This is a genomic window from Enterobacter cloacae complex sp. FDA-CDC-AR_0132 (assembly GCF_003010695.1).
Lineage (GTDB): Bacteria > Pseudomonadota > Gammaproteobacteria > Enterobacterales > Enterobacteriaceae > Enterobacter > Enterobacter ludwigii.
The window spans coordinates 716,621-738,764 of the sequence record NZ_CP027618.1 but is presented as its reverse complement, the minus strand read 5'-3'; the positions used below and the strand labels follow the sequence as shown (position 1 = coordinate 738,764).

The following is a 22,144-nucleotide window of genomic DNA, read 5'->3' as shown; positions in this document are numbered from 1 at the left end:
GGGGCGTTTAACCTACAAACATCACTGACACGCACAGTACGCCAACGATCAGCGTCAGCAGGTTGCCGACAGATCGGTACGGTTTCAGGGACGGGATCAGGTACGTCGACAGCGTCGGCATGATAAACAGGATCATGGCGATAAGCGGACCGCTGATGGCATAAATCATCGAAATGGCATTCGGATTAATGCAGCACACCGCAAAGGTGATTAACGACACCCCCATGATGGAGATCGCGCGGTTAAAGGCGCGGCTCTTTTTCACGCCCACCTGGTTCAGCGATGACTTCACAATCTCCGTCGCCCCTTCGATCACCCCAAAATAGGTGCCGAGGAACGATTTCGACATGGCGATAATCGCCACAATAATCCCGGAAATCCCCAGCCATGCCGGAGAAGAGGGCATCATCGACAGCGCCGACAGAATGGTTACCCCTTCCTGTTTTGCCGAAACGATATAGGACGGTGGAATAGAGAGCAGGCAGCTGAACACGAAGAACAGCACGCTCAGGCAGATAATCAGGTACGCCACCTTCATGATTTTCTTGCACTTGTCCATGGCGGCGTCGCCAAACTTCTCACGGCGGTCAACGGCAAACGTCGAGATAATCGGCGTATGGCTGAAAGCGAATACCATCACCGGGATCGAAATCCAGACCTGATGCAGCGTATGGCGGTCAAATGCCATCTGGCTTGTGAGCAGCGCGGGTTGCCAGCTTCCGGTCAGATAGAGCGAGACAAACAGGAAGTAGGCAATCAGCGGAAACACCAGGAAGCCCATCACTTTTATGGTGATATGCCGTCCCATCAGGAAGATCAGATTTAACACCAGCACCACGCCAAAACTGACCAGCACGCGAACGGCGGTATCCACCGTCATGTGTTTTGCCAGTTGCTCAGTGAACGAGTTGGTGATGGCCACTGCATAAATCTGCACCACCACGAAGAAGGCGATGAAATAGAGCGTGGTGATCAGGTTGCCTATCTTCCTGCCGTAATAATGGGAAACGGCGCCGGTGATCCCTTCATTGCCTTTTGTTTTCGACGACAGGATGAATTGTGCCAGCGCGCGGTGCGGCCAGTAGGTTAATGGGTAGGCCACAAGGGCAGTGATAAACAGGACGATAGCGCCTGCGGAGCCCAGCTGAATGGGCAAGAACAGCGTTCCTGCGCCCACGGCCGTGCCATAGAGAGCGAAACTCCAGAGAGTCTCATCTTTTGACCAAATTTTCGACATTAGAGCAACGTATCAACTATCAAACCAACAGAATGGAGCGCAATTTACCATAATTATGGGTTGAGAGCGCAGTTGCTTCGAAGGAGTTTGGCCGGAGCGGGCGTCCGGCCAGAGGGAATTAGCCTGCGAGGGCGCGTCGCTGCTGGCGACGTTTAAGGAATTTCTCGCGCAGCGTATCGTAAGCCCAGTTATAGAACATGGTGTACGGCAGGAAGAACAGGAAGAAACCAATTTCCAGTGTGAATGCCTGCAGCAGCGTGACGCCCAGCACCGCGGCGACTATCGACACGCCGATCACAATAAACCCGCACTCGAATCCCAGCGCATGCAGTGCGCGGATTTTTGCCGTGCGTGTGATGCGGTGAACCGGCCAGAAACGGTCGAAGCCGACGTTATAGATAATGTTCCAGAGCATGGCCGTGGTTGCCAGGATAATGGTCAACCCACCCATCTCCACCACGGAACGTTGCATAAGCCACGCCGCCGTCGGGGCGAGGATCGCCGTGGCAATCCCTTCGAAACAGACGGCATGAAAGATCCGCTCCGGCAGTTTACGTTGGAGTGCATCCTGATGTTGCATAGTTTTAGACCTCGTGAATACGCATTTTGGCGTTGATGCGGCCTATTGTTATCGCTAAAGGTGATATATTAAAGATGGTATCCATCGATAAAGTAGATAGTGCATGCGTTATTCACCTGAAGCCCTTACCGCATTCGTTGAGACCGTCGCGGCGGGCTCTTTTTCTGCCGCCGCGCGTCGGTTACGTAAAAGCCAGTCGACCGTGAGCACATCGATCGCCAATCTTGAAGCCGATCTGGGCTTCGATCTGTTTGACCGTTCGGCCCGTCAGCCGGTGTTAACCGCCCAGGGCGAACAGGTGCTGGGTTATGTGCAGGCGATCCTCGCGGCCAGCACGCGGCTTGACGAGCTGGCGGTGTCGTTAACGGCACAAACGGAGGCGCGCCTGACGTTTGTTCTTTCCGATACCCTCAACCCGGACGTGCTGGAAGACCTGATGAACCAGTTCGACCAGCGCTTTCCCCATACCGAATTTGAATGCCTGATTGGCGAGGAAGAGGACGTTATCGATCTGCTGCAGAAGTCGCGTGCGCAGGTTGGTCTCACGGAAGCGCGTGACAGTTATCCGACCGATATTGGTTTTACCCGGTTGCCGATACAGACCCGGATGGCAATCTATGTCGCGACCAACCATCCTCTGGCCGGGCAGCAAGAAATCCAGGCCGATGAGCTGCACGGCTGGCGGGAATTGCGGCTCAGCACCTATCTGGAGCGGGAGGCAACGCTCGCACGCGGACCCGTCTGGTCGGCACCCAACTACCTGTTACTGCTGAGTATGGCCGTGCAGGGATTTGGCTGGTGCGTGCTGCCGTGCGCGCTGGTGGATGAATTTGCCGCCGCGAAATCGCTGGTGCAGCTGAATGTCCCCGGCTGGCCACGGGCGATCGGTATCGATCTGCTCTGGAATAAACGATCCCCGCCCGGCGTTGCCGGAAGCTGGCTGCGGCAGTATCTGCAGGATGCGCGCTAATCCTTGTGATTAAACTCACTATTTTTAAACAATTAAGATAATTGCTAATAACAATCCACTACTATCGTCATGTCATTTAACACAGAGGTTGTGATGAAAGATGTCGTTATAGTGGGTGCGTTGCGTACGGCTATCGGCTGTTTTCAGGGGGCGCTTGCACGCCACTCGGCTGTTGATTTGGGCAGCGTAGTGGTGAAAGCGCTGGTGGAACGCAGCGGGATTGCAGCACATGAAATTGATGAGGTGATCCTGGGACAGGTGCTGACCGCCGGTGCCGGGCAAAACCCTGCCCGTCAGGCGGCGCTCAAGGGTGGCCTGCCCAATACCGTCTCCGCTATCACCATCAACGACGTCTGTGGCTCAGGGTTAAAAGCGCTGCATCTGGCGACGCAGGCCATTCAGTGTGGTGAAGCGGATGTCGTGATTGCCGGCGGACAAGAAAATATGAGCCGGGCACCACACGTGCTGACCGACAGCCGTACCGGCGCGCAGCTGGGCAACAGCCAGTTGCTCGACAGTCTGGTGCATGACGGTCTGTGGGATGCGTTCAATGACTATCATATGGGCGTGACGGCGGAAAATCTGGCACGTGAGTATGGTATCAGCCGTGAGTTGCAGGACGCTTACGCGTTAAGCTCGCAGCAAAAAGCGCGCGCGGCGATTGATGCCGGGCGCTTTCGGGATGAAATCGTCCCGGTCAGCACGCAGCGTCAGAACGGTGAGGTTGCCGTGGTGGATACCGATGAGCAGCCGCGCACCGACGCCAGCGCTGAAGGGCTGGCGAGGCTCAATCCTGCGTTTGAAACTCAGGGCTCAGTGACGGCGGGAAACGCCTCCTCCATTAATGATGGCGCTGCGGCCGTGATGATGATGAGTGAAAGCAAAGCCCTCGAGCTGGATCTGCCCGTTCTGGCCCGCATTAAGGCATTTGCCAGCGTGGGTGTTGATCCTGCGTTAATGGGTATCGCCCCGGTTTATGCTACCCGTCGCTGCCTGGAACGCGCAGGGTGGCAACTCTCTGATGTGGATCTGATTGAAGTCAACGAGGCCTTTGCCGCACAGGCAATCTCGGTTGGCAAAATGCTGGAATGGGATCCCCTGCGGGTAAACGTGAACGGTGGGGCAATCGCACTGGGTCATCCTATCGGCGCGTCCGGTTGTCGAATTCTGGTATCGCTGGTGCATGAGATGAAAAAGCGCAATGCCCGCAAAGGCATTGCGACGCTCTGTATCGGTGGTGGACAAGGTGTCGCCCTCGCCATTGAACGCTAAAATCCCGCCCGCATAAAAGAGCCTCCCTTCAGGAGGTTTTTTTTTACATAACGTATGACGAATTAACCGTTATTAGCACACTCTCACTCTGTTATTGAATAATTACGGCCTTAATTATTATCGTTGTTAACATCTTAGTGTGATCCCCCTCCGGTAATTTCACGTTAATACACCCTGTTTGTTGATGGGTGTCACGTCCATCTTTGCCAAAAAAAATGAAACAAATAATTACGATCTTTGTCACTAAAATAATGTTCTTTAAAAAATAAACTGCAGTTTCATAAATAAGAAACATTATTTCAGTTGAGGGTTTTTTCATGTTTAAGAAATCTCTGGTCCTTACTTCCCTTATCGGTACGTCCTTCATGGCTCAGGCCGTTACCGTCGATCTGCGCCATGAATATATCGACAGTGGTGCCAATGCTGACCGTGTCTCGGTCTCACATCGCTTTGCTAACGGGGTCGGTTTTTCTGTAGAAGCTAAATGGAAATCCGGTGGTGATAAAGCCGACCAGCCGTTTGCGGATGTGGTGGGTAACGGGCATGAAGATCAAATTAGCTGGCGCTGGAAAGCGACTGAGAATATTGCACTGACGCCGGCGTTTACCCTTGAAAGTAACGACAGCCGCACAATATATAAACCGAATCTGCATCTGCAATATAGTTTCGACAATGGCTTCTACGTTGCCGCGCGTTATCGTTATGAATATACCCGCTACCCGTCAAGCTCGAATAAAGATGACGACAAAGTTAACCGTGGTGATGCCTGGGTTGGCTGGGTAATGGGTGACTGGCGTACCGAACTCAATTATGTTTATGCGAAGAGTTCTGAAGGTATGGTTCGTAATAATAACAAAGATTATTCCAACGAATATAACGCCAAGCTGGCGTATAAATGGGATAAAAACTGGGCACCGTATGTTGAAGTGGGTAACATCGGCGTGAAAGACACCGATGAACGCCAGACCCGCCTTCGTTTAGGCGTGGCCTATTCTTTCTGATATCACGTTATTCCGCTGAACATTGCCGGGTAGCGCCAGTGCCTACCCGGCTTTCCCATGTCTGATAAGCGCCGCCCAACGGGCAAAAGCCCACTGAAAAAAAAGCCCTCCGAAACGGAGGGCAAGGCCAGTTACAGAAACACAAACTCAAATCATGCATGCAACATTTCAGGTTGCTCAGGAAGTTTCGCGATATAGAGGGCGGGTTGACCGTCTTTATCGGAACTGAACAGCACCGCTTTCTCGTCCGGAGTAAAGGAGGGATGCGGGTGGGTGACCTGGCGGCTATTTGCCACCGTTGCCCAGGAGGTGTCGTGACGGGCAATGCGGAAGTAGCTTTTTTTCGCCACGTCAAAGGCGTACAGATAAGGATCGTTATCGATGGTGTAACCGTGCGTATCCTTCACATCAACCGGCGTGCCTGAACCGTCGCCCACCAGCAGGGAGCCGTCAACGTTGCTCATCAGATGGGAACAGGCGGGCATTGGCATGACTGCGTCATTGACGCCCGTATCCGGATTGAAGCTGCAGATGGTGCGGCCCTTTTGGCCCTTCAGATAAGAGACATACACAAGGGCAGAACCGTTCGGCACCCAGAATTCATGGGTACAGCTTTCGCCTTCCGCATGCGTTTTCACTTTGCGCACGTGCGTACCATCTTCGTTGACCAGCCACATGCGGGCGTCGACCAGGTCGTGCGGCCCTTCATGGCAAAACGCCACCGTGTTGTCATCAAACGGACGATAGATAGGGTGGCCAAGCCAGTTTTTCTCTTCGTGGATTGTGGTGCTTAAACCGGTTTTCAGATCCACCCGCAGCAGTCGACAGTGCGGCCCCTTATGGAAGAAGTCGTGGAAAATTTTCCAGTCGTTGAGCGGCGTCCAGTCACGTCGGGCGATTTCTATCCCAACCAGTTTGGTGCAGTCGCTGTTGGCGACCCAGGTACCGTAACCGACCCAGTCATCGGGGACACGGTACACCTCGCGTTCTACCAGGGTATGGAGATCCACCTCCAGCAGCGTGCGGTCGTTCTTCACATAGTAGAAGGATTTATCATCCGGAGAGAGGAACCCGCCAAAGGTATTATCCCCCGCGCCTTCCGTCAGCTGTACCGCTTCGGCCTTCTGCAGATCCAGCAGGTAGTAGTTCCAGTGACCGTCAAACGCTCCTGCGAACAGCAGGTGGCTGCCATCATTAAAGAAGCACTTCTGGTAGAAGTAGTTGCGGTGACAGGTCACGTCGGGTGGGGTCAGGCGGGTGACTTCCACGCCTGTATCCGGATCGTGGCTGACCTCGTAGTTCAGCTTGACCCGCATACCTTTAGCCATAATGCACTCCTTTGAACGATAAAAGTAGATTAAAAAGTGAGTATTAAATTATCAAAACAATGTTTCATTATGTGTGACTGATGGCGCACTTTGTCTGTTTCATTGGCGAGATTAATGTCTGGCTCTCTTTATCGTGATCCGAACGCCATTTCTGGTATAAACAAACAGAAAAAATGAAACGTTGTTTTAAATGTAATTGAAAACCCCCTTCTCTGGAGCTAGACTGTGCTCATCATTAAAACGGAACGTCGTTTCGTTAATTTTCTGCCTGCGGGCACGATCATTTCTGGAGGTTACGGTGGACGTCAGACAAAGCATCCACAGTGCGCACGCCAAAACGCTGGATACTCAGGGGCTGCGCAATGAGTTTTTAGTCGAGCAGGTGTTCGAGGCCGATAAGTACACCATGGTCTACAGCCATATCGACCGTATTATCATTGGCGGGATTATGCCGGTGACGCAGACCGTCTCCGTGGGCGGTGAAGTGGGTAAACAGCTTGGTGTGAGCTATTTCCTTGAGCGTCGCGAGCTGGGCGTGATTAACATCGGTGGCCCCGGCACCATCACTGTAGACGGACAGTGCTATGAGATAGGTCATCGCGACGCGTTGTATGTCGGTAAAGGGGCGAAAGAGGTCGTGTTCGCCAGCATCGACAGCGGTAAACCGGCGAAGTTTTACTACAACTGTGCGCCCGCACATACCCCGTATCCCACCAAAAAAGTGACCCCGGCGGATGTCGCCCCGGTGACGCTGGGTGACAACCTCACCAGCAACCGTCGCACCATCAATAAATACTTTGTTCCGGATGTGCTGGAAACCTGCCAGCTCAGCATGGGGCTGACCGAGCTTGCTCCGGGCAACCTGTGGAACACCATGCCGTGCCATACCCACGAGCGCCGTATGGAAGTGTATTTCTACTTCAACATGGACGAGGACGCCTGCGTGTTCCACATGATGGGGCAACCGCAGGAAACGCGCCATATCGTGATGCATAACGAGCAGGCGGTGATTTCGCCGAGCTGGTCTATTCATTCGGGCGTAGGCACGAAAGCGTACACCTTCATCTGGGGTATGGTCGGTGAAAACCAGGTCTTTGATGACATGGACCACGTCGCGGTTAACGAGCTGCGCTAGCCGCAGGCAGTTAAGCATAAACCTGCCTGTTGGTGACAGGCGCTGAAAGATTAAGGAACAAACATGATTCTGGATGCATTTTCTCTGCAGGGTAAAGTGGCTGTGGTGTCCGGTTGTGACACCGGACTGGGCCAGGGTATGGCGTTAGGGCTGGCGGAAGCGGGCTGCGATATCGTCGGGATTAACATTGTTGAGCCTACTGAAACCATCGAGCGCGTCACCGCGCTGGGGCGTCGTTTTCTGAGCCTGACCGCCGATCTGCGTAAAATTGACGCCATCCCTGAACTGCTGGATCGCGCGGTGGCGGAATTCGGCCATATCGACATTCTGGTGAACAATGCCGGACTGATTCGCCGTGAAGACGCGATTAATTTCAGCGAGCGCGACTGGGACGACGTGATGAACCTGAACATTAAGAGCGTGTTCTTTATGTCCCAGGCGGCGGCGAAACACTTTATTGCCCAGGGGAAAGGCGGCAAGATCATTAATATCGCCTCTATGCTCTCCTTCCAGGGCGGTATCCGCGTGCCGTCTTATACCGCATCCAAGAGCGCGGTGATGGGCGTTACCCGTCTGCTGGCAAACGAGTGGGCGAAGCACAACATCAACGTCAACGCGATTGCGCCGGGGTACATGGCGACGAATAACACTCAGCAGTTGCGTGCTGACGAACAGCGTAGCGCGGAAATCCTCGACCGTATCCCGGCGGGCCGCTGGGGCCTTCCGGACGATCTCAAGGGGCCGATTGTATTCCTGGCCTCTCCGGCATCCGATTACATCAACGGCTATACCGTGGCGGTCGATGGCGGCTGGCTGGCGCGTTAATTGCGTATTCCGTCTTAAACCTCTGCCGGTGGGTGGAGGTTTTTTTTGCCCAAAAATTGCCATTATCCATATGGCTCAAGACGAAAAATCCATACTAAAAAATCATAAATGATATGCATCACAGTTTTATTGCTTAAAAATTAAATGATTAATAAAAACTGGCGGTATTTCATCGTTAGTTGAAATTGTAATGTCCATCACAGATCGCTATGCCACAGCGAAATAATCCATATCTTCGCGAATTACGGCCTGACACTTTTCCGCGCTATCTCGTAATTTCAGTTAACGAATTTCGCTGTTCAGGCAGGAAAATATGACATCTATAAATGACTCTACCCTTATGCCCGCCGCGTTGCGTGATACCCGACGCATGAATCAGTTTGTCTCCATCGCGGCTGCAGTGGCCGGTTTACTGTTCGGTCTGGATATTGGCGTGATCGCCGGGGCGCTGCCCTTTATCACCGCTCACTTTACGTTGAGTAACCGCCTGCAGGAGTGGGTGGTCAGCAGCATGATGCTGGGTGCGGCCATCGGCGCGCTGTTTAACGGCTGGCTTTCGTTCCGCCTCGGGCGAAAATACAGCCTGATGGTGGGGGCGATTCTGTTTGTCGCCGGCTCCATTGGGTCAGCATTTGCCACGAACGTGGAAATGCTGCTGCTCTCCCGCGTGCTGCTCGGCGTGGCGGTGGGGATTGCCTCTTACACTGCGCCGTTGTACCTCTCCGAAATGGCGAGCGAGAACGTGCGCGGCAAGATGATCAGTATGTACCAGCTGATGGTGACGCTGGGTATCGTGCTGGCGTTTCTGTCTGACACTTATTTCAGCTACAGCGGCAACTGGCGTGCGATGCTGGGCGTGCTGGCGCTCCCGGCGCTGGTGCTGATTGTTCTGGTGATTTTCCTGCCAAACAGTCCGCGCTGGCTGGCGCAAAAGGGCCGTCATGTGGAAGCGGAAGAGGTGCTGCGGATGCTGCGTGATACCTCAGAAAAAGCACGTGAAGAGCTGAATGAGATCCGCGAAAGCCTGAAGCTGAAGCAGGGGGGCTGGACGCTGTTTAAGATCAACCGCAACGTACGTCGCGCGGTGTTCCTCGGCATGCTGCTGCAGGCGATGCAGCAGTTCACCGGGATGAACATCATCATGTACTACGCGCCACGTATCTTCAAAATGGCGGGGTTCACCACCACGGAACAGCAAATGGTTGCCACGCTGGTGGTGGGGCTGACCTTTATGTTCGCCACCTTTATCGCGGTGTTCACCGTGGATAAAGCCGGACGTAAACCGGCACTCAAGATTGGCTTTAGCGTCATGGCGCTCGGTACGCTGATCCTTGGCTACTGCCTGATGCAGTTTGATAACGGCACGGCCTCAAGCGGTCTTTCCTGGCTCTCTGTTGGCATGACCATGATGTGTATTGCCGGATATGCGATGAGCGCTGCGCCCGTCGTGTGGATCCTGTGTTCCGAAATTCAGCCGCTCAAATGCCGCGACTTTGGTATCACCTGTTCCACGACCACCAACTGGGTGTCGAACATGATCATCGGCGCGACCTTCCTGACGCTGCTGGATTCAATTGGCGCGGCAGGAACCTTCTGGCTCTATACGGTGCTCAACGTCGCGTTTATCGGGGTCACGTTCTGGCTGATCCCTGAAACCAAAGGTGTCACGCTGGAGCATATCGAGCGCAGGCTGATGTCCGGCGAGAAGCTGCGTAATATTGGCGTGTAATCTGTTGCCGGGTGGCGAAGAGGCCACCCGGCTTTTTGTTAGCGCATCGCGCGTTTCAGAATACGTTCAGCCTGACGCTGGAAGTCAGCGGCGGTCTCTTCCACGGATTTCTGTCCATAATCGATGTACTGCAGAGAGGTGCCGAACTGGGCCACAATCTGCGGATCGTCAAAGTAAGGTGACACGGAAAGTTTGGCCGGCAGAGACTGCGCCAGACGCAGCCCCGCGACCGACGGATCGCTCTCTTTGATGGTGCCGTCTTCGGTCAGGAACTGCACCGCGGCTTTACTCAGCGGCACGCCACGCTCCAGACCCAGCGTGTCTACTCCCTCTTTGCTGTTCAGCAGGAAGTTAATCAGTTTCGCCGCCGCTTCCGGGTTTTTGGTGGATTTACCAATCGAGAGCATCTGCGCCGGTTTGAAGAAAAGGCCCGCATCGGTTGCGCCCGGCAGCATCGGGTAACTACCCAGCACCAGTTTTGCCGGTGGCTTCAGGTTATCGGAATACTTATTGATGGTGGAGTTCCACATGTAGGTTCCCGCCCATTCTCCCTGGATCCACGGCTTCATCTCATACATGTTACTCTTACCAAACGACGCATAGTATTTGGTGTCCGGCATGACGTGGCTATCCACCAGCGTTTTGTAGGTCTGGAAGAATTCCACCCACTGCGCTTTGCTGTAGGCGAACTTCTTGGTTTTTTCGTCCACGGCAGGGATGTTGTACTTCTGAATCATGTACGAGTTCAGCAACGCCAGCGTGTCCTGATGCTCCAGCACGACCGGGTAATACTGCTTGCCGAGTTTACTCTCGAAGGTTTTACCCGCCGCCATTAGCTCGTCCCAGGTTTTCGGGTATGCAATACCGGCTTTTTTCCATGTCTCGTCGTTGAAGTAGAACACGCGTGCGGTGACGGAGATCGGAATGCCGTTCAGCTTGCCGTTGATGGTGGTGGACTGAAGTTCTTTGGGATCGAACTGGGTCAGGTCGATCACGTCTTTCATTTTGTTCAGGTCGTAGAACCCGTCGCCGGTTTTCGAGAAGATTGGCAGCCAGTTCCAGTTGGTCTGCATCACATCCGGCTCGGTGCCGCCCGCAATTTGAGTGGTCAGGCGGGAGAGGTGCCCATCCCAGCCGGTGTACTCTGCTTTAACGTTGATATCCGGGTTCTGCTTATGGAATTCCTCCAGCGCTTTCAACGTCACCTGATGGCGGCCATTACCGCCCCACCAGGACATGCGTAATTCGACATCTTGCGCCATCGATGGCAAAGCGGTAAGGGCCAGCGTCGCGGAGATTGCTGCGCTTAAAAGCACTTTTTTCATTTTTATAAACTCCATCAGAGAGAGAGGTTCTGTTCAGTTTTTGCGTCAAAAATATGACATTTATTCATATCAAATTTGAAATACACCTTGCGATGAAGGCCTTTATCAATCATTGGCTTAGCTTCATCGGATGGAATTCTGGCGGTCAGTTCGTAGTCCGCAACCTTCAGATAGACGAAGAATTCGTGGCCCATGTTTTCCACGCGAACCATTTCGCCACTGCAGCCCCCGTCAACGAATGGTGCGTCGGAGAGGGAAACGAATTCCGGACGTACGCCGTAGTAAATGGCCTGCCCGGCATAAGCGGAGACTTTCTCCTGCATCCCGGCGTTCAGCGGCATGGTTTCATTGCCGATGGCGATGTGCAGTTTCCCGGCGCTTTCCACCAGCTGGCTTTGACGAATGTTCATCTCCGGCGCGCCGATAAAGCCTGCCACGAACATGTTTTTCGGCTTGTGGTAGAGGTTGTCCGGGGTATCAACCTGCATGATGTGGCCGAGTTTCATCACGCAGATGCGGTCGCCCATGGTCATCGCTTCGGTCTGGTCGTGGGTGACGTAGACGGTGGTCGCCGGTTTACCGGATTTCTTCAACTGCTTGTGCAGGTCGGAAATACGAATGCGCATTGAGGCGCGTAGTTTGGCGTCGAGGTTTGACAGCGGTTCGTCGAACAGGAATACATCCGGCTTTTTCACAATCGCACGGCCTACCGCCACGCGCTGTGCCTGGCCGCCGGAAAGCTGGCGTGGCAGGCGGTCGAGTAACTCTTCCAGCTCAAGGATTTTGGCCGCTTCGTTGACCTGAGATTCAATCTGATCTTTTGGCAGTTTGCTCAGCTTCAGACCAAAGGCCAGGTTTTCGCGCACCGTCATGTGGGGATAGAGCGCGTAGTTCTGGAACACCATCGCAATCCCGCGCTCTTTCGGCGCGAGGTTGTTCACAATCTTATCGCCGATGCGGACTTCACCCCCGCTGATGGTTTCCAGGCCGGCCAGCATGCGCAGGGTGGTGGATTTGGCGCAGCCGGAGGGGCCAACGATCACCATGAACTCTCCTTCAGCGATTTTCAGGTCAATGGCATGTACCGCTTTAAAGCCGTTGGAGTAGACCTTTTCCAGTTTGTTGAAGATAACTTCAGCCATAATATTTCCCTCTTAACCTTTAATTCCGCTGCTGGTGACGCCCTGGACGAAGTAGCGCTGTGCCAGGAAGAAGACAATGATGGATGGCAGAATGGAGATGCTCGCCATTGCCAGAATTTCGTTCCACGGCGCCCCTTCGGTGACGTCGATGGACATTTTCAGAGCCAGTGCTATCGGGTATTTATCCACGCTGTAGACATAAATCAGCGGCCCGATAAAGTCGTTCATTGACCACATGAACTGGAACAGGGCGACGGAGATAATGGCCGGTTTCAGGATCGGCACCACCACGTACCACAGCACCTGAAGCGAGTTACAGCCGTCAATTTGCGCCGCCTCCTCCATGTCACGCGGCACGCCGCGCAGGAACTGGATAAGCATGAAGACGAAGAACCCCTGGGTGGCGAAGGCCAGCGGCAGGTACAGCGGCATATAGCTGTTGAGCATGCCCATTTCACGGAACATCAGGTACTGCGGGATCAGCAGCACGGTGCTGGGGAGCAGCATGGTGGTGATGAGGGTAGCGAACCAGAATTTCTTCCACGGGATTTCAAAGCGCGCAAAGCCGTACGCCACGATGGTGGAGGAGATAATGGTCAGGATCACTTTCGGGATCACATACTTAAAGGTGTTCAGCATGTAATGGCCGAAGTTGTATTCGGTACCGGTTTTCCAGCCATTCACAAAACCGTCCCAGGTCGCATGGGCAGGCCACAGGCTGAGAGTGGTGAAAATCTCGTGGTTCGGTTTGAACGACGCCGAGAACATCCACACCAGCGGATAAAGCATCAGCAGGCCGACAAACAGCAGGATCACGTAGCGCACAGCGGCGTTAATTTTCTCTCTGCGCAGCGTGCGGGCGACTTCACGCTCGGCAATCGTCCTCGCCGTGGAAAGTTGTTGGATATCAGCCATTTTTGCCTCCTTTATCGGCGGAGTAGAACACCCAATATTTCGATGACTTAAAGGCGATACCGGCAAAAATGGCCACCACCAGGAACAGGATCCACGCCAGTGCTGCGCCGTAACCCATGTCAAAGTATTTGAACGCGGTGTCGTAGATGTAGAGTGAGAACAGGTAAGTGGAATACGTTGGCCCGCCGCCGGTAATGACATACGGTCCGGTAAATTCCTGGAACGCCTGGGTGGTCTGCATAATGAAGTTGAAGAAAATCACCGGCGTGATCAGCGGCACGGTCACTTTCGTGAACATCTGCCATTTGGATGCCCCATCGATCATCGCCGCTTCATACTGCGACTGCGGAACGTTTTGCAGCGCGGCCAGGAAGATGACCATCGCGGAACCGAACTGCCAGACGCGCAGCAGGGTGACCGACATCAGGGCCAGCGAGGGCTCCCCCAGCCAGTTCACCGGGTCAAAACCAAATACGCCAATAAAGCTGTTCAGCAGACCATCAATGGCAAAGAGCGCGCGCCACAAAACAGCAATGGCCACGGAGCTGCCGAGGATGGACGGAATATAGTAGGCGGTACGGAAGAATCCAATACCGCGTAATTTAAAGTTCAGAACAAACGCAATCCCTAATGCAAAGGCGAGCTTCAGGGGGATGGTCAGAAATACATACGCAAACGTCACTCCCATTGATGTCCAGAAGAGCGTGTCTTCCGTAAACATGTAGCGATAATTTTCAATGCCGTTAAATACCGGCGGGCTCATCAGGTCGTAATCCGTAAAACTCAGGAAAAACGATGAGACGAAGGGGAAAGCCGTAAAGAGTATCAACCCAATGATGTAGGGTGATATCCACGCGAGCCCCAGCAGCTTGTTTTCATTCATACTTACCTACCTGGTAATCAATGGTTTAAAACGGAATCTGCGTCTGTAACAACCTTTCAGGCTGTCGAAACCGAGCCTGAACGGCAATGTTCTGGGTAATACGTGTCACGGTTACTTCATTTAACTTTGTTTTATAAGACTTTTTCCGATTTCATCGTTGAGCGAAACGCCTGGGTTTCAATACGGTAGAACTCGTGTTCCTGGATAATAAAACGCCGTTTTATTTTATATTATTGCTATTTGTTTCTGCGTCATTCGCTTAATAGCGGAAATGTGATCAAAGTCGGAACAGTGTTTCAATAAGGTGATGAGGATGGCATTTTTGCGCTATTTCAGGCGTTCAAAGAAGAGAGAGGCGGGCGGGGCGGAAAGAACCGGATGATTAGTAAAGAAAATACCGTGGAGAAACTAACTACTAATTCTGATAGCAGGTCTACAGCTGGATCATTCTTTCGTTCAGATAATTCTTACTTTCTTGTATCATCGGACCACTGTAACCAATCAGGCAGAAATGGTCTGCACCCTCAAAAGAAGAATGGCTATGTCAGCAATGGATTTAAAAAAAAATACGGATCTCGACTTCCCCCATTACGCGGCCCCGGCAGTCAGTTCCAAAGAAATTGACCTTCTGGGACTGTTAGAAGTTCTTCTGGCGGCAAAAAAACGTATCATCGTGATTGCCTTCGCATTCGCACTGGTTGGACTGGCCATCGCGTTCTTACTGCCACAAAAATGGACCAGTAAAGCGGTGATCACACCGGCGGAACAGACGCAGTGGAACCCGCTGCGCCAGATGATGGTCGCCCTGCAGGTGCTCGACGTGGACGTGAAAATTACCCGTCCGGACGTGTTTAATCAGTTTATTAAAAAGTTCCAGTCGCAGTCGTTGCTTGAGGAGTACATGAAATCCTCACCTTACGTGATGGCACAGCTGGAAGGCACTGATGTGGATCCGCTTGAGCTGCATCGTGCGGTGGTCAATATCTCCGAAAAGATGAAAGCGGTAGATAACACCCTGGCAAAAGACGCGGATAAAGCGCCGTACGTCTCGTGGACATTGAGCTTCACCGCGCCGACGGCGGGGGATGCGCAAACGGTTCTTAAAGGTTACGTGGATTACATCTCGCAGATTGTTGAGCAGGAAACCATGGAGAATATCCGTAACCAGATCACCCTGAAAACCAAAGTGGTGGAGCAGCAGCTGGAGCTGGATCGGGTACGTCTGACGAATGTTCACAACACCAATCTGCAGCGTCTTAACTATTCTCTGGAAGTGGCCAACGCGGCGGGTATCAAAAAGCCGGTCTACAGCAACGGTCAGGCGGTTAAAGACGATCCGGATTACTCCGTCGCGCTCGGTGCCGACGGTATCGCGCAAAAACTGCAGATTGAAAAAAATCTCAAGGATATCGCTGAGCTGAACGCGGACTTCCAGAACCGGGAATACTACCTGGCGCAGCTGAAAAAGCTGTCGGTCGAAGACGTCAAACTTGAACCGTTCAAGTATCAGCTCTCTCCATCTATGCCGGTGAAAAAAGACGGTCCGGGCAAAGCCCTGATTGTGATCCTGGCGGGACTGCTGGGCGGGCTGTTTGCCTGTGGCAGTGTATTACTGCGTGAGGCCATGCTCAGCCGCAATCCTCTGGTCGAGCCTGTAACGGAATAAAAAACGCAGACGAGAAGGGCGCTGTCATCAGCGCCCTTTTTTTATTTCAAAAAATCCTCACGTACCGGCGTGAAGGTATCCAGCAGCGTGCCGGGTTTAAGACACACGCAGCCGTGCATCACATGTGGCTTTTTGTAGAGGGTATCCCCGGCTGTCACCACATGTTTTTCATCTCCAATCGTGAACTCAAACTCGCCGGACAGCACATAGGTTAACTGTTCATGAGGATGGTTATGCAGTGGGCCTGTCGCGCCCTGTTCAAAATTCACCTCCACCGCCATCATTTTACCGGCATGGGCAAGAATACGGCGCGTCACGCCGTTCCCCAGATCGTCAAGCGTGGTCTCGTTGTGGAAAATAAACATATCGTCACCCCAGAATGTATTAAAACAATGTTTCATTTAATTTATATCACCATGGGTTAAAAAGAAACGACGTGACAAAGAACTGGAAACACGATCACAAGTTTGCTTCACTGGGATAAACACATAAGGAGGGATGATGAAAACGATCGGCCTGTTAGGGGGGATGAGCTGGGAATCGACAATCCCCTATTACCGCCTGATTAATGAAGGGGTGAAGCAACGTCTGGGGGGCCTGCATTCTGCCAGCCTGCTGCTGCACAGCGTAGATTTCCATGAAATCGAAGCCTGCCAGTCGAGCGGTGAATGGGATAAAGCCGGGGAAATACTGGCCGAGGCCGCGCTGGGGCTGGAGCGTGCGGGAGCAGAGGGGATTTTGCTCTGTACCAACACCATGCATAAAGTCGCGTCCCATATCGAAGCGCGCTGTTCGCTGCCCTTCCTGCACATTGCTGATGCAACCGGGCGGGCCATCACCGCAACCGGATTACGTCGTGTGGCGCTGCTGGGAACGCGCTACACCATGGAGCAGGATTTTTACCGCGGTCGGTTGAGCAGCCAGTTTGGCATTGAAAGCCTGATCCCGGATGAGGTAGACCGGGCCCGCATCAACCAGATTATCTTTGATGAACTCTGCCTCGGCACCTTTAGCGAATCATCCCGGGCATATTACGTCAGCGTGATTGCAAAACTCGCGCAGCAGGGGGCGGAAGGGGTGATCTTCGGCTGTACGGAAATCGGTTTACTGGTGCCGGTTGAGCAAAGCCCGATTCCGGTCTTCGATACCGCCGCGATTCATGCCGCCGATGCCGTGGAGTTTATGCTGTCATAAATTTTGCCGATCGGATAAGCGAAGCGCCACCTGACGGGCATGGGCTATCAGGTGCTCCGTAAACGCCTCCACCAGCGCTGAGACCGGGCGATGGAGGGGGCGGATCAGGCTCACGGTGAACGGGACTGACAGGCTAAACGGGCGGATCACAATATCGCGCCCGGCGTAATCCAGCGCCGTCAGTGGATTCACCACCGAAACGCCCACCCCGGCGCGCACCATGGCGCAAATGGAGGCCGCACTGTGGGTCTCGACCACCATCCTGCGCTTCACCTGATGCTCGGCAAACAGTGAATCCAGCAGCTGCCGGTAGCTGTCGGTTTGTGACAGGCTAATGTAGTTCTCACCGTGAAAATCCGCTGGCGTCAGAATCTGCTTGCGGGCAAGCGGGTGCCCGGCTGGCAGCACGCACACCTCATCTAAAGAGAGCAATTCCGTTCGTTCCGTTCCCGCGGGCGTAGAGAGGGTTTCGGTCAGGCCTAAATCATGGCGCTGTGCGGAGAGCCACTCCTCGAGCAGCGGTGACTCCTGCGGGACAATCGTGAGATTCACCTCCGGATATCGGGCCAGAAAAGGCTGGAGCAGCGTCGGCAAAAAAGACTGCGAAAAGACGGGCAGGCAAACAATCGATAGCTCGCCCTGCCGAAACTCGCGCAGGCTTTCCGCCGCACTGACAATGCGATCCAGGCCGTACCATGAGCGCTGCACTTCCTCGAACAGGCGCAGCCCCTGTACCGTCGGGTGAAGCCTGCCGCGGGTGCGTTCGAACAGCTTCAGTCCCAGCACTTTCTCGAATCGCGCCAGCTCGCGGCTGACCGTTGGCTGCGAGGTATGGAGCATCTGCGCAGCCTCGGTGAGGTTGCCCGTGGTCATCACGGCGTGAAAAATCTCGATATGGCGTAAATTGACGGCGGGCATAGGTCACCTGAATACAAAGAACTGTCCATATCATTTTTGCATAGACTCGCGATAAAACGATATTTTTTATTCTCTTCCTGCTGTGGCGTAATCATAAAAAAATATCACCCCGGAGAAAGACCATGCCACGCCCGCTTAACCAGACTGATACTGATTTGAATGCCGAAAACCTGCTACGCCTGCCTGCCGAGTTTGGCTGTCCGGTGTGGGTCTACGACGCGCAGATTGTTCGCGAGAAGATTGCTGCCCTGCATCAGTTTGACGTGGTGCGTTTTGCCCAGAAGGCGTGCTCCAATATCCACATTCTGCGTCTGATGCGTGAGCAGGGTGTGAAGGTCGACTCCGTCTCCCTGGGGGAGATTGAGCGCGCGCTGGCGGCCGGGTTTGATCCGAAAGCCGATCCTGACGCGATTGTGTTTACCGCCGATGTGATCGACGACGCCACGCTTGCTCGCGTCCATGAGCTGCAGGTGCCGGTAAACGCCGGGTCCGTGGATATGCTGGAACAGCTTGGGCAAGTTTCTCCGGGCCACCGCGTCTGGCTGCGCGTGAACCCTGGTTTTGGTCACGGTCATAGCCAAAAAACCAATACCGGCGGCGAAAACAGCAAGCACGGTATCTGGTATGCCGATATGCCCGCTGCCCTGGACGTATTGCAGCGCTACAATCTGAAGCTGGTGGGCATTCATATGCACATCGGCTCCGGCGTGGATTACGCGCACCTTGAGCAGGTCTGTGGCGCAATGGTGCGCCAGGTGATCGAGTTTGGTCAGGATCTGGAGGCGATCTCCGCCGGGGGCGGTCTTTCCATTCCTTACCGTGAAGGGGAAGAGGCGATCGACACCGATCACTATTACGGCCTGTGGAGCGCCGCGCGTGACCAGGTCGCCGCGCATCTTGGTCATGCCGTGAAGCTGGAAATTGAGCCGGGTCGTTTCCTGGTGGCTGAATCCGGGGTGCTGGTGGCGCAGGTTCGCAGCGTGAAAGAGATGGGCTCGCGCCACTTTGTGCTGATTGACGCGGGCTTTAACGATCTGATGCGCCCGTCAATGTACGGCAGCTATCACCACATTTCGGCTCTGGCTGCCGATGGCCGCGATTTAACTCACGCGCCGCGTATCGAGACGGTTGTTGCGGGCCCGCTGTGTGAGTCAGGTGATGTCTTTACCCAGCAGGAAGGGGGGAAAGTGGAAACCCGCGCGCTGCCGGAAGTTAAACCAGGCGACTATCTGGTGCTGCACGATACCGGTGCCTACGGGGCGTCAATGTCCTCAAACTACAACAGCCGCCCGCTGCTGCCAGAAGTGTTGTTTGATAACGGCAAGGCGCGGCTGATCCGCCGCCGCCAGACCATTCAGGAACTGCTGGCGCTGGAACTCGTCTGAGTGAAGTACGGCCCCGTCGTGACCGAGTCGCGTAATACCAGCGTACCGGTGAACGGCGGGATCGCGTCGACCGGTTGGTTTTTTGCCAGCCGGATCGCCTGATCGATAGCCGTAACGATCATATTGTCGATAGGCAGGTAAACCGACGAGAGCGCAGGCTCCAGCCATTTCGCGCATGGGGCATCGTCAAAGCCAAACAGGGAAATATCCTGTGGGATCCGCAACCCCGCCTGGTGTAGCGCCTTGGACGCACCCAGCGCCATATCATCGTTACAGGCAAACAGAGCGCTAAACGCTATACCGTCGGCAATCAGCTCTTTGCAGAGTTCATATCCTCGCGTCATTCCCGCATCGCCATACTTAATCCGCCGCTCGTCCAGACGAATGCCGTGCTTTTCCAGCGCCTTACGGTAGCCCATCAGCCTCGCTTTCCCGGTTGGCGTGTGGATCGGGACGGTGATACAGGCGATCTCCCGGTGGCCCTGGTTGATCAGGTAATCCACGGCCTTAAAGGCGGCATCCTGCTGTTCGAAGAACACGCAGCGATCGGGCGCCTGGCTGACTTCACGGTTGATGACCACCAGCGGGGTTTGCACTGAATGGATCAGCTTCATGATCGCTTTTTCGCTCATGTAGCGGGTGTAAAGCACGATGGCATCGCATTTGCGATCGGCCAGCATTTGTACCGCCTGCTCTTCCTGCTCCGGGGCGTCGTGACCATCCGTGACGATCAGCTGTTTGCCGTGGGTTTCCGTCTGCCGGGAGGCCTGCTGAAGAAGACGACCAAAGTAAAAACCATCAAAGGTAGAGACCACCAGACCAATGCTGTTGCTGGTCTGGTTTGCCAGCGAACGCGCGAGAAAATTTGGGCGGTAGCCCAGCTCTTCCATCGCATTAAACACCTGCTGACGCGTACTCTCTTTAACCTGACCTGTGCCGTTCAGCACGCGCGATACCGTGGCTTTCGACACGCCCGCGCGCAATGAGACATCCAGCATTGTTGCCATTAGACATTCCTGATTCCACGTAACGATCTGCAGTTTAACACAGACCATCCGGTGCATAAGCGATGCGGGAAGGGCAAAACTTCCAGCACGATCACGCTTTTAGGTAACGATCGGTCAGTTCGAAATACCGGGTTTTAAGTGGTATGCCAAAATCGATATAAACCGCATTTTGGAATACCTGTCACGTCGTTGAGAGCTTAATCACAGAACAAAACCCGACATGAAGCTATTTTTGGTATGCCAATAGTATCCGGCTGTACACCTTATCCAATAAAAGCCCTTTTACTGAGGTATTACCCTATGGCATTACAGGAAAAACTGATCGACGCTCTGGGCAGTTTTGCCACAAAATTCAACAGTTATCGCTATATCATGGCGATCAAGTCTGCCTTTATTACCTTAATGCCGGTCATCATCGTTGGGGCATTCTCTGTCTTGATCTCCAATATGGTACTGGATCCGAAAAATGGCCTGGCGAGCTTCCAGTCCCTCTCTTTTCTCGCCACGCTAAAACCCATCACCAGCGCGCTCAATTACGCCACCCTGAATTTCCTTAACATTGGCGCGGTGTTCTTAATCGGCATCGAACTGGGCCGCATCAACGGGATCAAATCCTTATTCCCTGGCCTGCTGGCGGTGATCTGCTTTATCTGCGTGACGCCGACCACCGTCGAGATGCTGGTGGATGGTGAAATGCACGTGGTGAAAGACGTGCTGCTGCGTCAGTTCTCTGATACCCGCAGCCTATTCCTCGGCATGTTTATCGCGATTCTGTCGGTAGAAATTTACTGCTGGCTGGAAAACCGCAAGGGGCTGAAGATCAGGATGCCGGACACCGTACCGCCAAACGTGGCGGCATCGTTCTCCGCGCTGATCCCGGCGATCATCACCACTACCGCGATTGCCACTTTGGGTTTCGTCTTCCATCAACTCACCGGCATGTATCTCTATGACGCGGTCTATCAGGTGGTGCAACAGCCGCTGGAGCGCGTGGTGCAAAGCCTGCCGGGCATTCTGCTGCTGATGTTTGTCGCACAGCTTTTCTGGGTGATTGGTATTCACGGCAACCAGATGATCAAACCGATCCGCGAGCCGCTGCTGTTAGGCGCCATCACCGTTAATATGAGCGCCTTTGAGCAGGGCAAAGAGGTGCCGAATATCATCACCATGCCGTTCTGGGATGTGTACATGAGCATCGGCGGGTCGGGGCTGACCATCGGCCTGCTGATCGCGGTCATGATTGCCACCAAACGCAAAGAGATGAAAGAGATCGCCAAGCTTTCCATTGGTCCGGGGCTCTTTAATATCAACGAGCCGGTGATCTTCGGCATGCCAATCATGCTTAACCCGATCCTCGCCATTCCTTTCATTATCACGCCGCTGGTGACCGGCTCTATCGGTTACTTTGCCACTGTGACCGGCTTTGCCGGTAAAGCCGTGGTAATGGTGCCGTGGACCACGCCGCCGCTGATCAACGCCTGGCTCTCCACCGCCGGATCGATGGGGGCGGTCATCACTCAGCTTATCTGCATTGTGACTGCCGTCATTATCTACCTGCCGTTTGTGAAGATTGCTTCACGACGTGCCGAACAGGCCGCACTGCAACAGGCGACCGACAATGCATGAGGATGT

The 22,144-nt window shown here is 53.9% G+C and carries 20 protein-coding genes; 10 read left to right on the top strand and 10 right to left on the bottom strand.

Annotation, left to right across the window (positions count from 1 at the left end):
* Positions 1-7: 7 nt before the first annotated feature.
* Together AM379_RS03490 and AM379_RS03485 are read right to left on the bottom strand one after the other, a co-directional pair.
* Positions 8-1,237 carry an amino acid permease gene (locus AM379_RS03490; RefSeq protein ID WP_047743576.1) on the bottom strand — a complete coding sequence of 410 codons (1,230 nt, stop codon included), beginning with the start codon at positions 1,235-1,237 and terminating at the stop codon, positions 8-10.
* 118 nt (positions 1,238-1,355) lie between these two features.
* Entirely contained in the window at positions 1,356-1,817 is a 462-nt protein-coding gene (locus tag AM379_RS03485; RefSeq protein ID WP_014171480.1) for a multidrug/biocide efflux PACE transporter, read from the bottom strand.
* Positions 1,818-1,920: 103 nt separating this feature from the next.
* On the opposite strand from AM379_RS03485, the gene AM379_RS03480 reads away from it, so the two are divergent.
* The 3 genes from AM379_RS03480 to AM379_RS03465 all read left to right on the top strand — a co-directional run bounded on the left by AM379_RS03480 (position 1,921) and on the right by AM379_RS03465 (position 5,060).
* Entirely contained in the window at positions 1,921-2,787 is an 867-nt protein-coding gene (locus AM379_RS03480; protein ID WP_014171479.1) for a LysR family transcriptional regulator, read from the top strand.
* 93 nt (positions 2,788-2,880) lie between these two features.
* On the top strand, positions 2,881-4,059 hold the full coding sequence (locus AM379_RS03475; protein WP_020883759.1) for an acetyl-CoA C-acetyltransferase: 1,179 nt from the start codon (positions 2,881-2,883) through the stop codon (positions 4,057-4,059).
* 317 nt (positions 4,060-4,376) lie between these two features.
* Complete coding sequence (locus tag AM379_RS03465) at positions 4,377-5,060, top strand: porin (protein ID WP_014171477.1); 684 nt, start codon at positions 4,377-4,379, stop codon at positions 5,058-5,060.
* 152 nt (positions 5,061-5,212) lie between these two features.
* On the opposite strand, the gene AM379_RS03460 is transcribed toward AM379_RS03465, so the two are convergent.
* Positions 5,213-6,388, bottom strand: coding sequence for an oligogalacturonate lyase family protein (locus AM379_RS03460; protein ID WP_020883760.1), 1,176 nt, complete (start codon positions 6,386-6,388; stop codon positions 5,213-5,215).
* A 298-nt stretch (positions 6,389-6,686) separates the two neighbouring features.
* Between AM379_RS03460 and kduI the strand changes: the two genes are divergently transcribed.
* The 3 genes from kduI (at position 6,687) to araE (ending at position 10,077) form a co-directional block, all read left to right on the top strand.
* Entirely contained in the window at positions 6,687-7,523 is an 837-nt protein-coding gene (gene kduI / locus AM379_RS03455) for a 5-dehydro-4-deoxy-D-glucuronate isomerase (RefSeq protein ID WP_020883761.1), read from the top strand.
* Between the two features lie 63 nt (positions 7,524-7,586).
* Positions 7,587-8,348: a 2-dehydro-3-deoxy-D-gluconate 5-dehydrogenase KduD gene (gene kduD, locus AM379_RS03450; protein WP_014171473.1), complete on the top strand. Its 762-nt coding sequence runs from the start codon at positions 7,587-7,589 to the stop codon at positions 8,346-8,348.
* Positions 8,349-8,643: 295 nt separating this feature from the next.
* Positions 8,644-10,077 (top strand): arabinose-proton symporter AraE, encoded by a 1,434-nt coding sequence (araE, locus tag AM379_RS03445; RefSeq protein WP_257791443.1) that lies wholly within the window; start codon positions 8,644-8,646, stop codon positions 10,075-10,077.
* 38 nt (positions 10,078-10,115) lie between these two features.
* Here araE and AM379_RS03440 read toward each other — a convergent pair whose 3' ends face one another.
* From AM379_RS03440 to AM379_RS03425, 4 genes are read right to left on the bottom strand one after another with little or no spacing between them, the layout of a single operon-like run.
* On the bottom strand, positions 10,116-11,402 hold the full coding sequence (locus tag AM379_RS03440; RefSeq protein ID WP_050737351.1) for an ABC transporter substrate-binding protein: 1,287 nt from the start codon (positions 11,400-11,402) through the stop codon (positions 10,116-10,118).
* Between the two features lie 14 nt (positions 11,403-11,416).
* The gene (locus AM379_RS03435; RefSeq protein ID WP_014171470.1) at positions 11,417-12,544 is read right to left on the bottom strand and encodes an ABC transporter ATP-binding protein; all 1,128 of its coding nucleotides are present in this window, start codon (positions 12,542-12,544) and stop codon (positions 11,417-11,419) included.
* A gap of 12 nt (positions 12,545-12,556) precedes the next feature.
* On the bottom strand, positions 12,557-13,459 hold the full coding sequence (locus AM379_RS03430; RefSeq protein ID WP_025203331.1) for a carbohydrate ABC transporter permease: 903 nt from the start codon (positions 13,457-13,459) through the stop codon (positions 12,557-12,559).
* Positions 13,452-14,342, bottom strand: a complete 891-nt coding sequence (locus AM379_RS03425) for a carbohydrate ABC transporter permease (RefSeq protein ID WP_014171468.1) — start codon at positions 14,340-14,342, stop codon at positions 13,452-13,454. Before AM379_RS03425 ends, AM379_RS03430 begins: the two co-directional genes overlap by 8 nt.
* 541 nt (positions 14,343-14,883) lie before the next feature.
* Between AM379_RS03425 and wzz(fepE) the strand changes: the two genes are divergently transcribed.
* Complete coding sequence (wzz(fepE), locus tag AM379_RS03420; RefSeq protein ID WP_040018883.1) at positions 14,884-16,008, top strand: LPS O-antigen length regulator Wzz(fepE); 1,125 nt, start codon at positions 14,884-14,886, stop codon at positions 16,006-16,008.
* 41 nt (positions 16,009-16,049) lie between these two features.
* Here the strand turns inward: wzz(fepE) and AM379_RS03415 are convergent, their stop codons facing one another.
* On the bottom strand, positions 16,050-16,373 hold the full coding sequence (locus AM379_RS03415) for a cupin domain-containing protein (RefSeq protein ID WP_063156816.1): 324 nt from the start codon (positions 16,371-16,373) through the stop codon (positions 16,050-16,052).
* A 136-nt stretch (positions 16,374-16,509) separates the two neighbouring features.
* Here AM379_RS03415 and AM379_RS03410 point away from each other — a divergent pair, with 136 nt between their 5' ends.
* Entirely contained in the window at positions 16,510-17,202 is a 693-nt protein-coding gene (locus AM379_RS03410) for an aspartate/glutamate racemase (protein WP_068794984.1), read from the top strand.
* Here the strand turns inward: AM379_RS03410 and AM379_RS03405 are convergent.
* Positions 17,197-18,120, bottom strand: a complete 924-nt coding sequence (locus tag AM379_RS03405) for a LysR family transcriptional regulator (protein ID WP_063156815.1) — start codon at positions 18,118-18,120, stop codon at positions 17,197-17,199. The two genes, AM379_RS03410 and AM379_RS03405, sit on opposite strands and share 6 nt — an antisense overlap.
* Before the next feature lie 122 nt (positions 18,121-18,242).
* Here AM379_RS03405 and lysA point away from each other — a divergent pair, with 122 nt between their 5' ends.
* Positions 18,243-19,505, top strand: coding sequence for a diaminopimelate decarboxylase (lysA, locus tag AM379_RS03400; protein WP_025203335.1), 1,263 nt, complete (start codon positions 18,243-18,245; stop codon positions 19,503-19,505).
* On the opposite strand, the gene AM379_RS03395 is transcribed toward lysA, so the two are convergent.
* A complete protein-coding gene (locus tag AM379_RS03395; RefSeq protein ID WP_032678896.1) occupies positions 19,475-20,512 on the bottom strand; it encodes a LacI family DNA-binding transcriptional regulator in 1,038 nt (345 codons plus the stop codon). The genes lysA and AM379_RS03395 overlap by 31 nt on opposite strands.
* Positions 20,513-20,812: 300 nt before the next feature.
* On the opposite strand from AM379_RS03395, the gene AM379_RS03390 reads away from it, so the two are divergent.
* Entirely contained in the window at positions 20,813-22,138 is a 1,326-nt protein-coding gene (locus AM379_RS03390; protein WP_020883770.1) for a PTS sugar transporter subunit IIC, read from the top strand.
* Positions 22,139-22,144 lie beyond the last annotated feature (6 nt).

What these genes read in the sequence shown, in the direction of transcription:
- AM379_RS03465 (WP_014171477.1), top strand. Translation starts at nt 4,377, where the DNA reads ATGTTTAAGAAATCTCTGGTCCTTACTTCCCTTATCGGTACGTCCTTC.
- AM379_RS03485 (WP_014171480.1), bottom strand. Translation starts at nt 1,817, where the DNA reads ATGCAACATCAGGATGCACTCCAACGTAAACTGCCGGAGCGGATCTTT.
- AM379_RS03440 (WP_050737351.1), bottom strand. Translation starts at nt 11,402, where the DNA reads ATGAAAAAAGTGCTTTTAAGCGCAGCAATCTCCGCGACGCTGGCCCTT.
- AM379_RS03430 (WP_025203331.1), bottom strand. Translation starts at nt 13,459, where the DNA reads ATGGCTGATATCCAACAACTTTCCACGGCGAGGACGATTGCCGAGCGT.
- AM379_RS03405 (WP_063156815.1), bottom strand. Translation starts at nt 18,120, where the DNA reads ATGCCCGCCGTCAATTTACGCCATATCGAGATTTTTCACGCCGTGATG.
- AM379_RS03410 (WP_068794984.1), top strand. Translation starts at nt 16,510, where the DNA reads ATGAAAACGATCGGCCTGTTAGGGGGGATGAGCTGGGAATCGACAATC.
- AM379_RS03415 (WP_063156816.1), bottom strand. Translation starts at nt 16,373, where the DNA reads ATGTTTATTTTCCACAACGAGACCACGCTTGACGATCTGGGGAACGGC.
- AM379_RS03395 (WP_032678896.1), bottom strand. Translation starts at nt 20,512, where the DNA reads ATGGCAACAATGCTGGATGTCTCATTGCGCGCGGGCGTGTCGAAAGCC.
- kduD (WP_014171473.1), top strand. Translation starts at nt 7,587, where the DNA reads ATGATTCTGGATGCATTTTCTCTGCAGGGTAAAGTGGCTGTGGTGTCC.
- AM379_RS03390 (WP_020883770.1), top strand. Translation starts at nt 20,813, where the DNA reads ATGGCATTACAGGAAAAACTGATCGACGCTCTGGGCAGTTTTGCCACA.
- AM379_RS03475 (WP_020883759.1), top strand. Translation starts at nt 2,881, where the DNA reads ATGAAAGATGTCGTTATAGTGGGTGCGTTGCGTACGGCTATCGGCTGT.
- AM379_RS03460 (WP_020883760.1), bottom strand. Translation starts at nt 6,388, where the DNA reads ATGGCTAAAGGTATGCGGGTCAAGCTGAACTACGAGGTCAGCCACGAT.
- AM379_RS03490 (WP_047743576.1), bottom strand. Translation starts at nt 1,237, where the DNA reads ATGTCGAAAATTTGGTCAAAAGATGAGACTCTCTGGAGTTTCGCTCTC.
- AM379_RS03425 (WP_014171468.1), bottom strand. Translation starts at nt 14,342, where the DNA reads ATGAATGAAAACAAGCTGCTGGGGCTCGCGTGGATATCACCCTACATC.
- AM379_RS03435 (WP_014171470.1), bottom strand. Translation starts at nt 12,544, where the DNA reads ATGGCTGAAGTTATCTTCAACAAACTGGAAAAGGTCTACTCCAACGGC.
- lysA (WP_025203335.1), top strand. Translation starts at nt 18,243, where the DNA reads ATGCCACGCCCGCTTAACCAGACTGATACTGATTTGAATGCCGAAAAC.
- AM379_RS03480 (WP_014171479.1), top strand. Translation starts at nt 1,921, where the DNA reads ATGCGTTATTCACCTGAAGCCCTTACCGCATTCGTTGAGACCGTCGCG.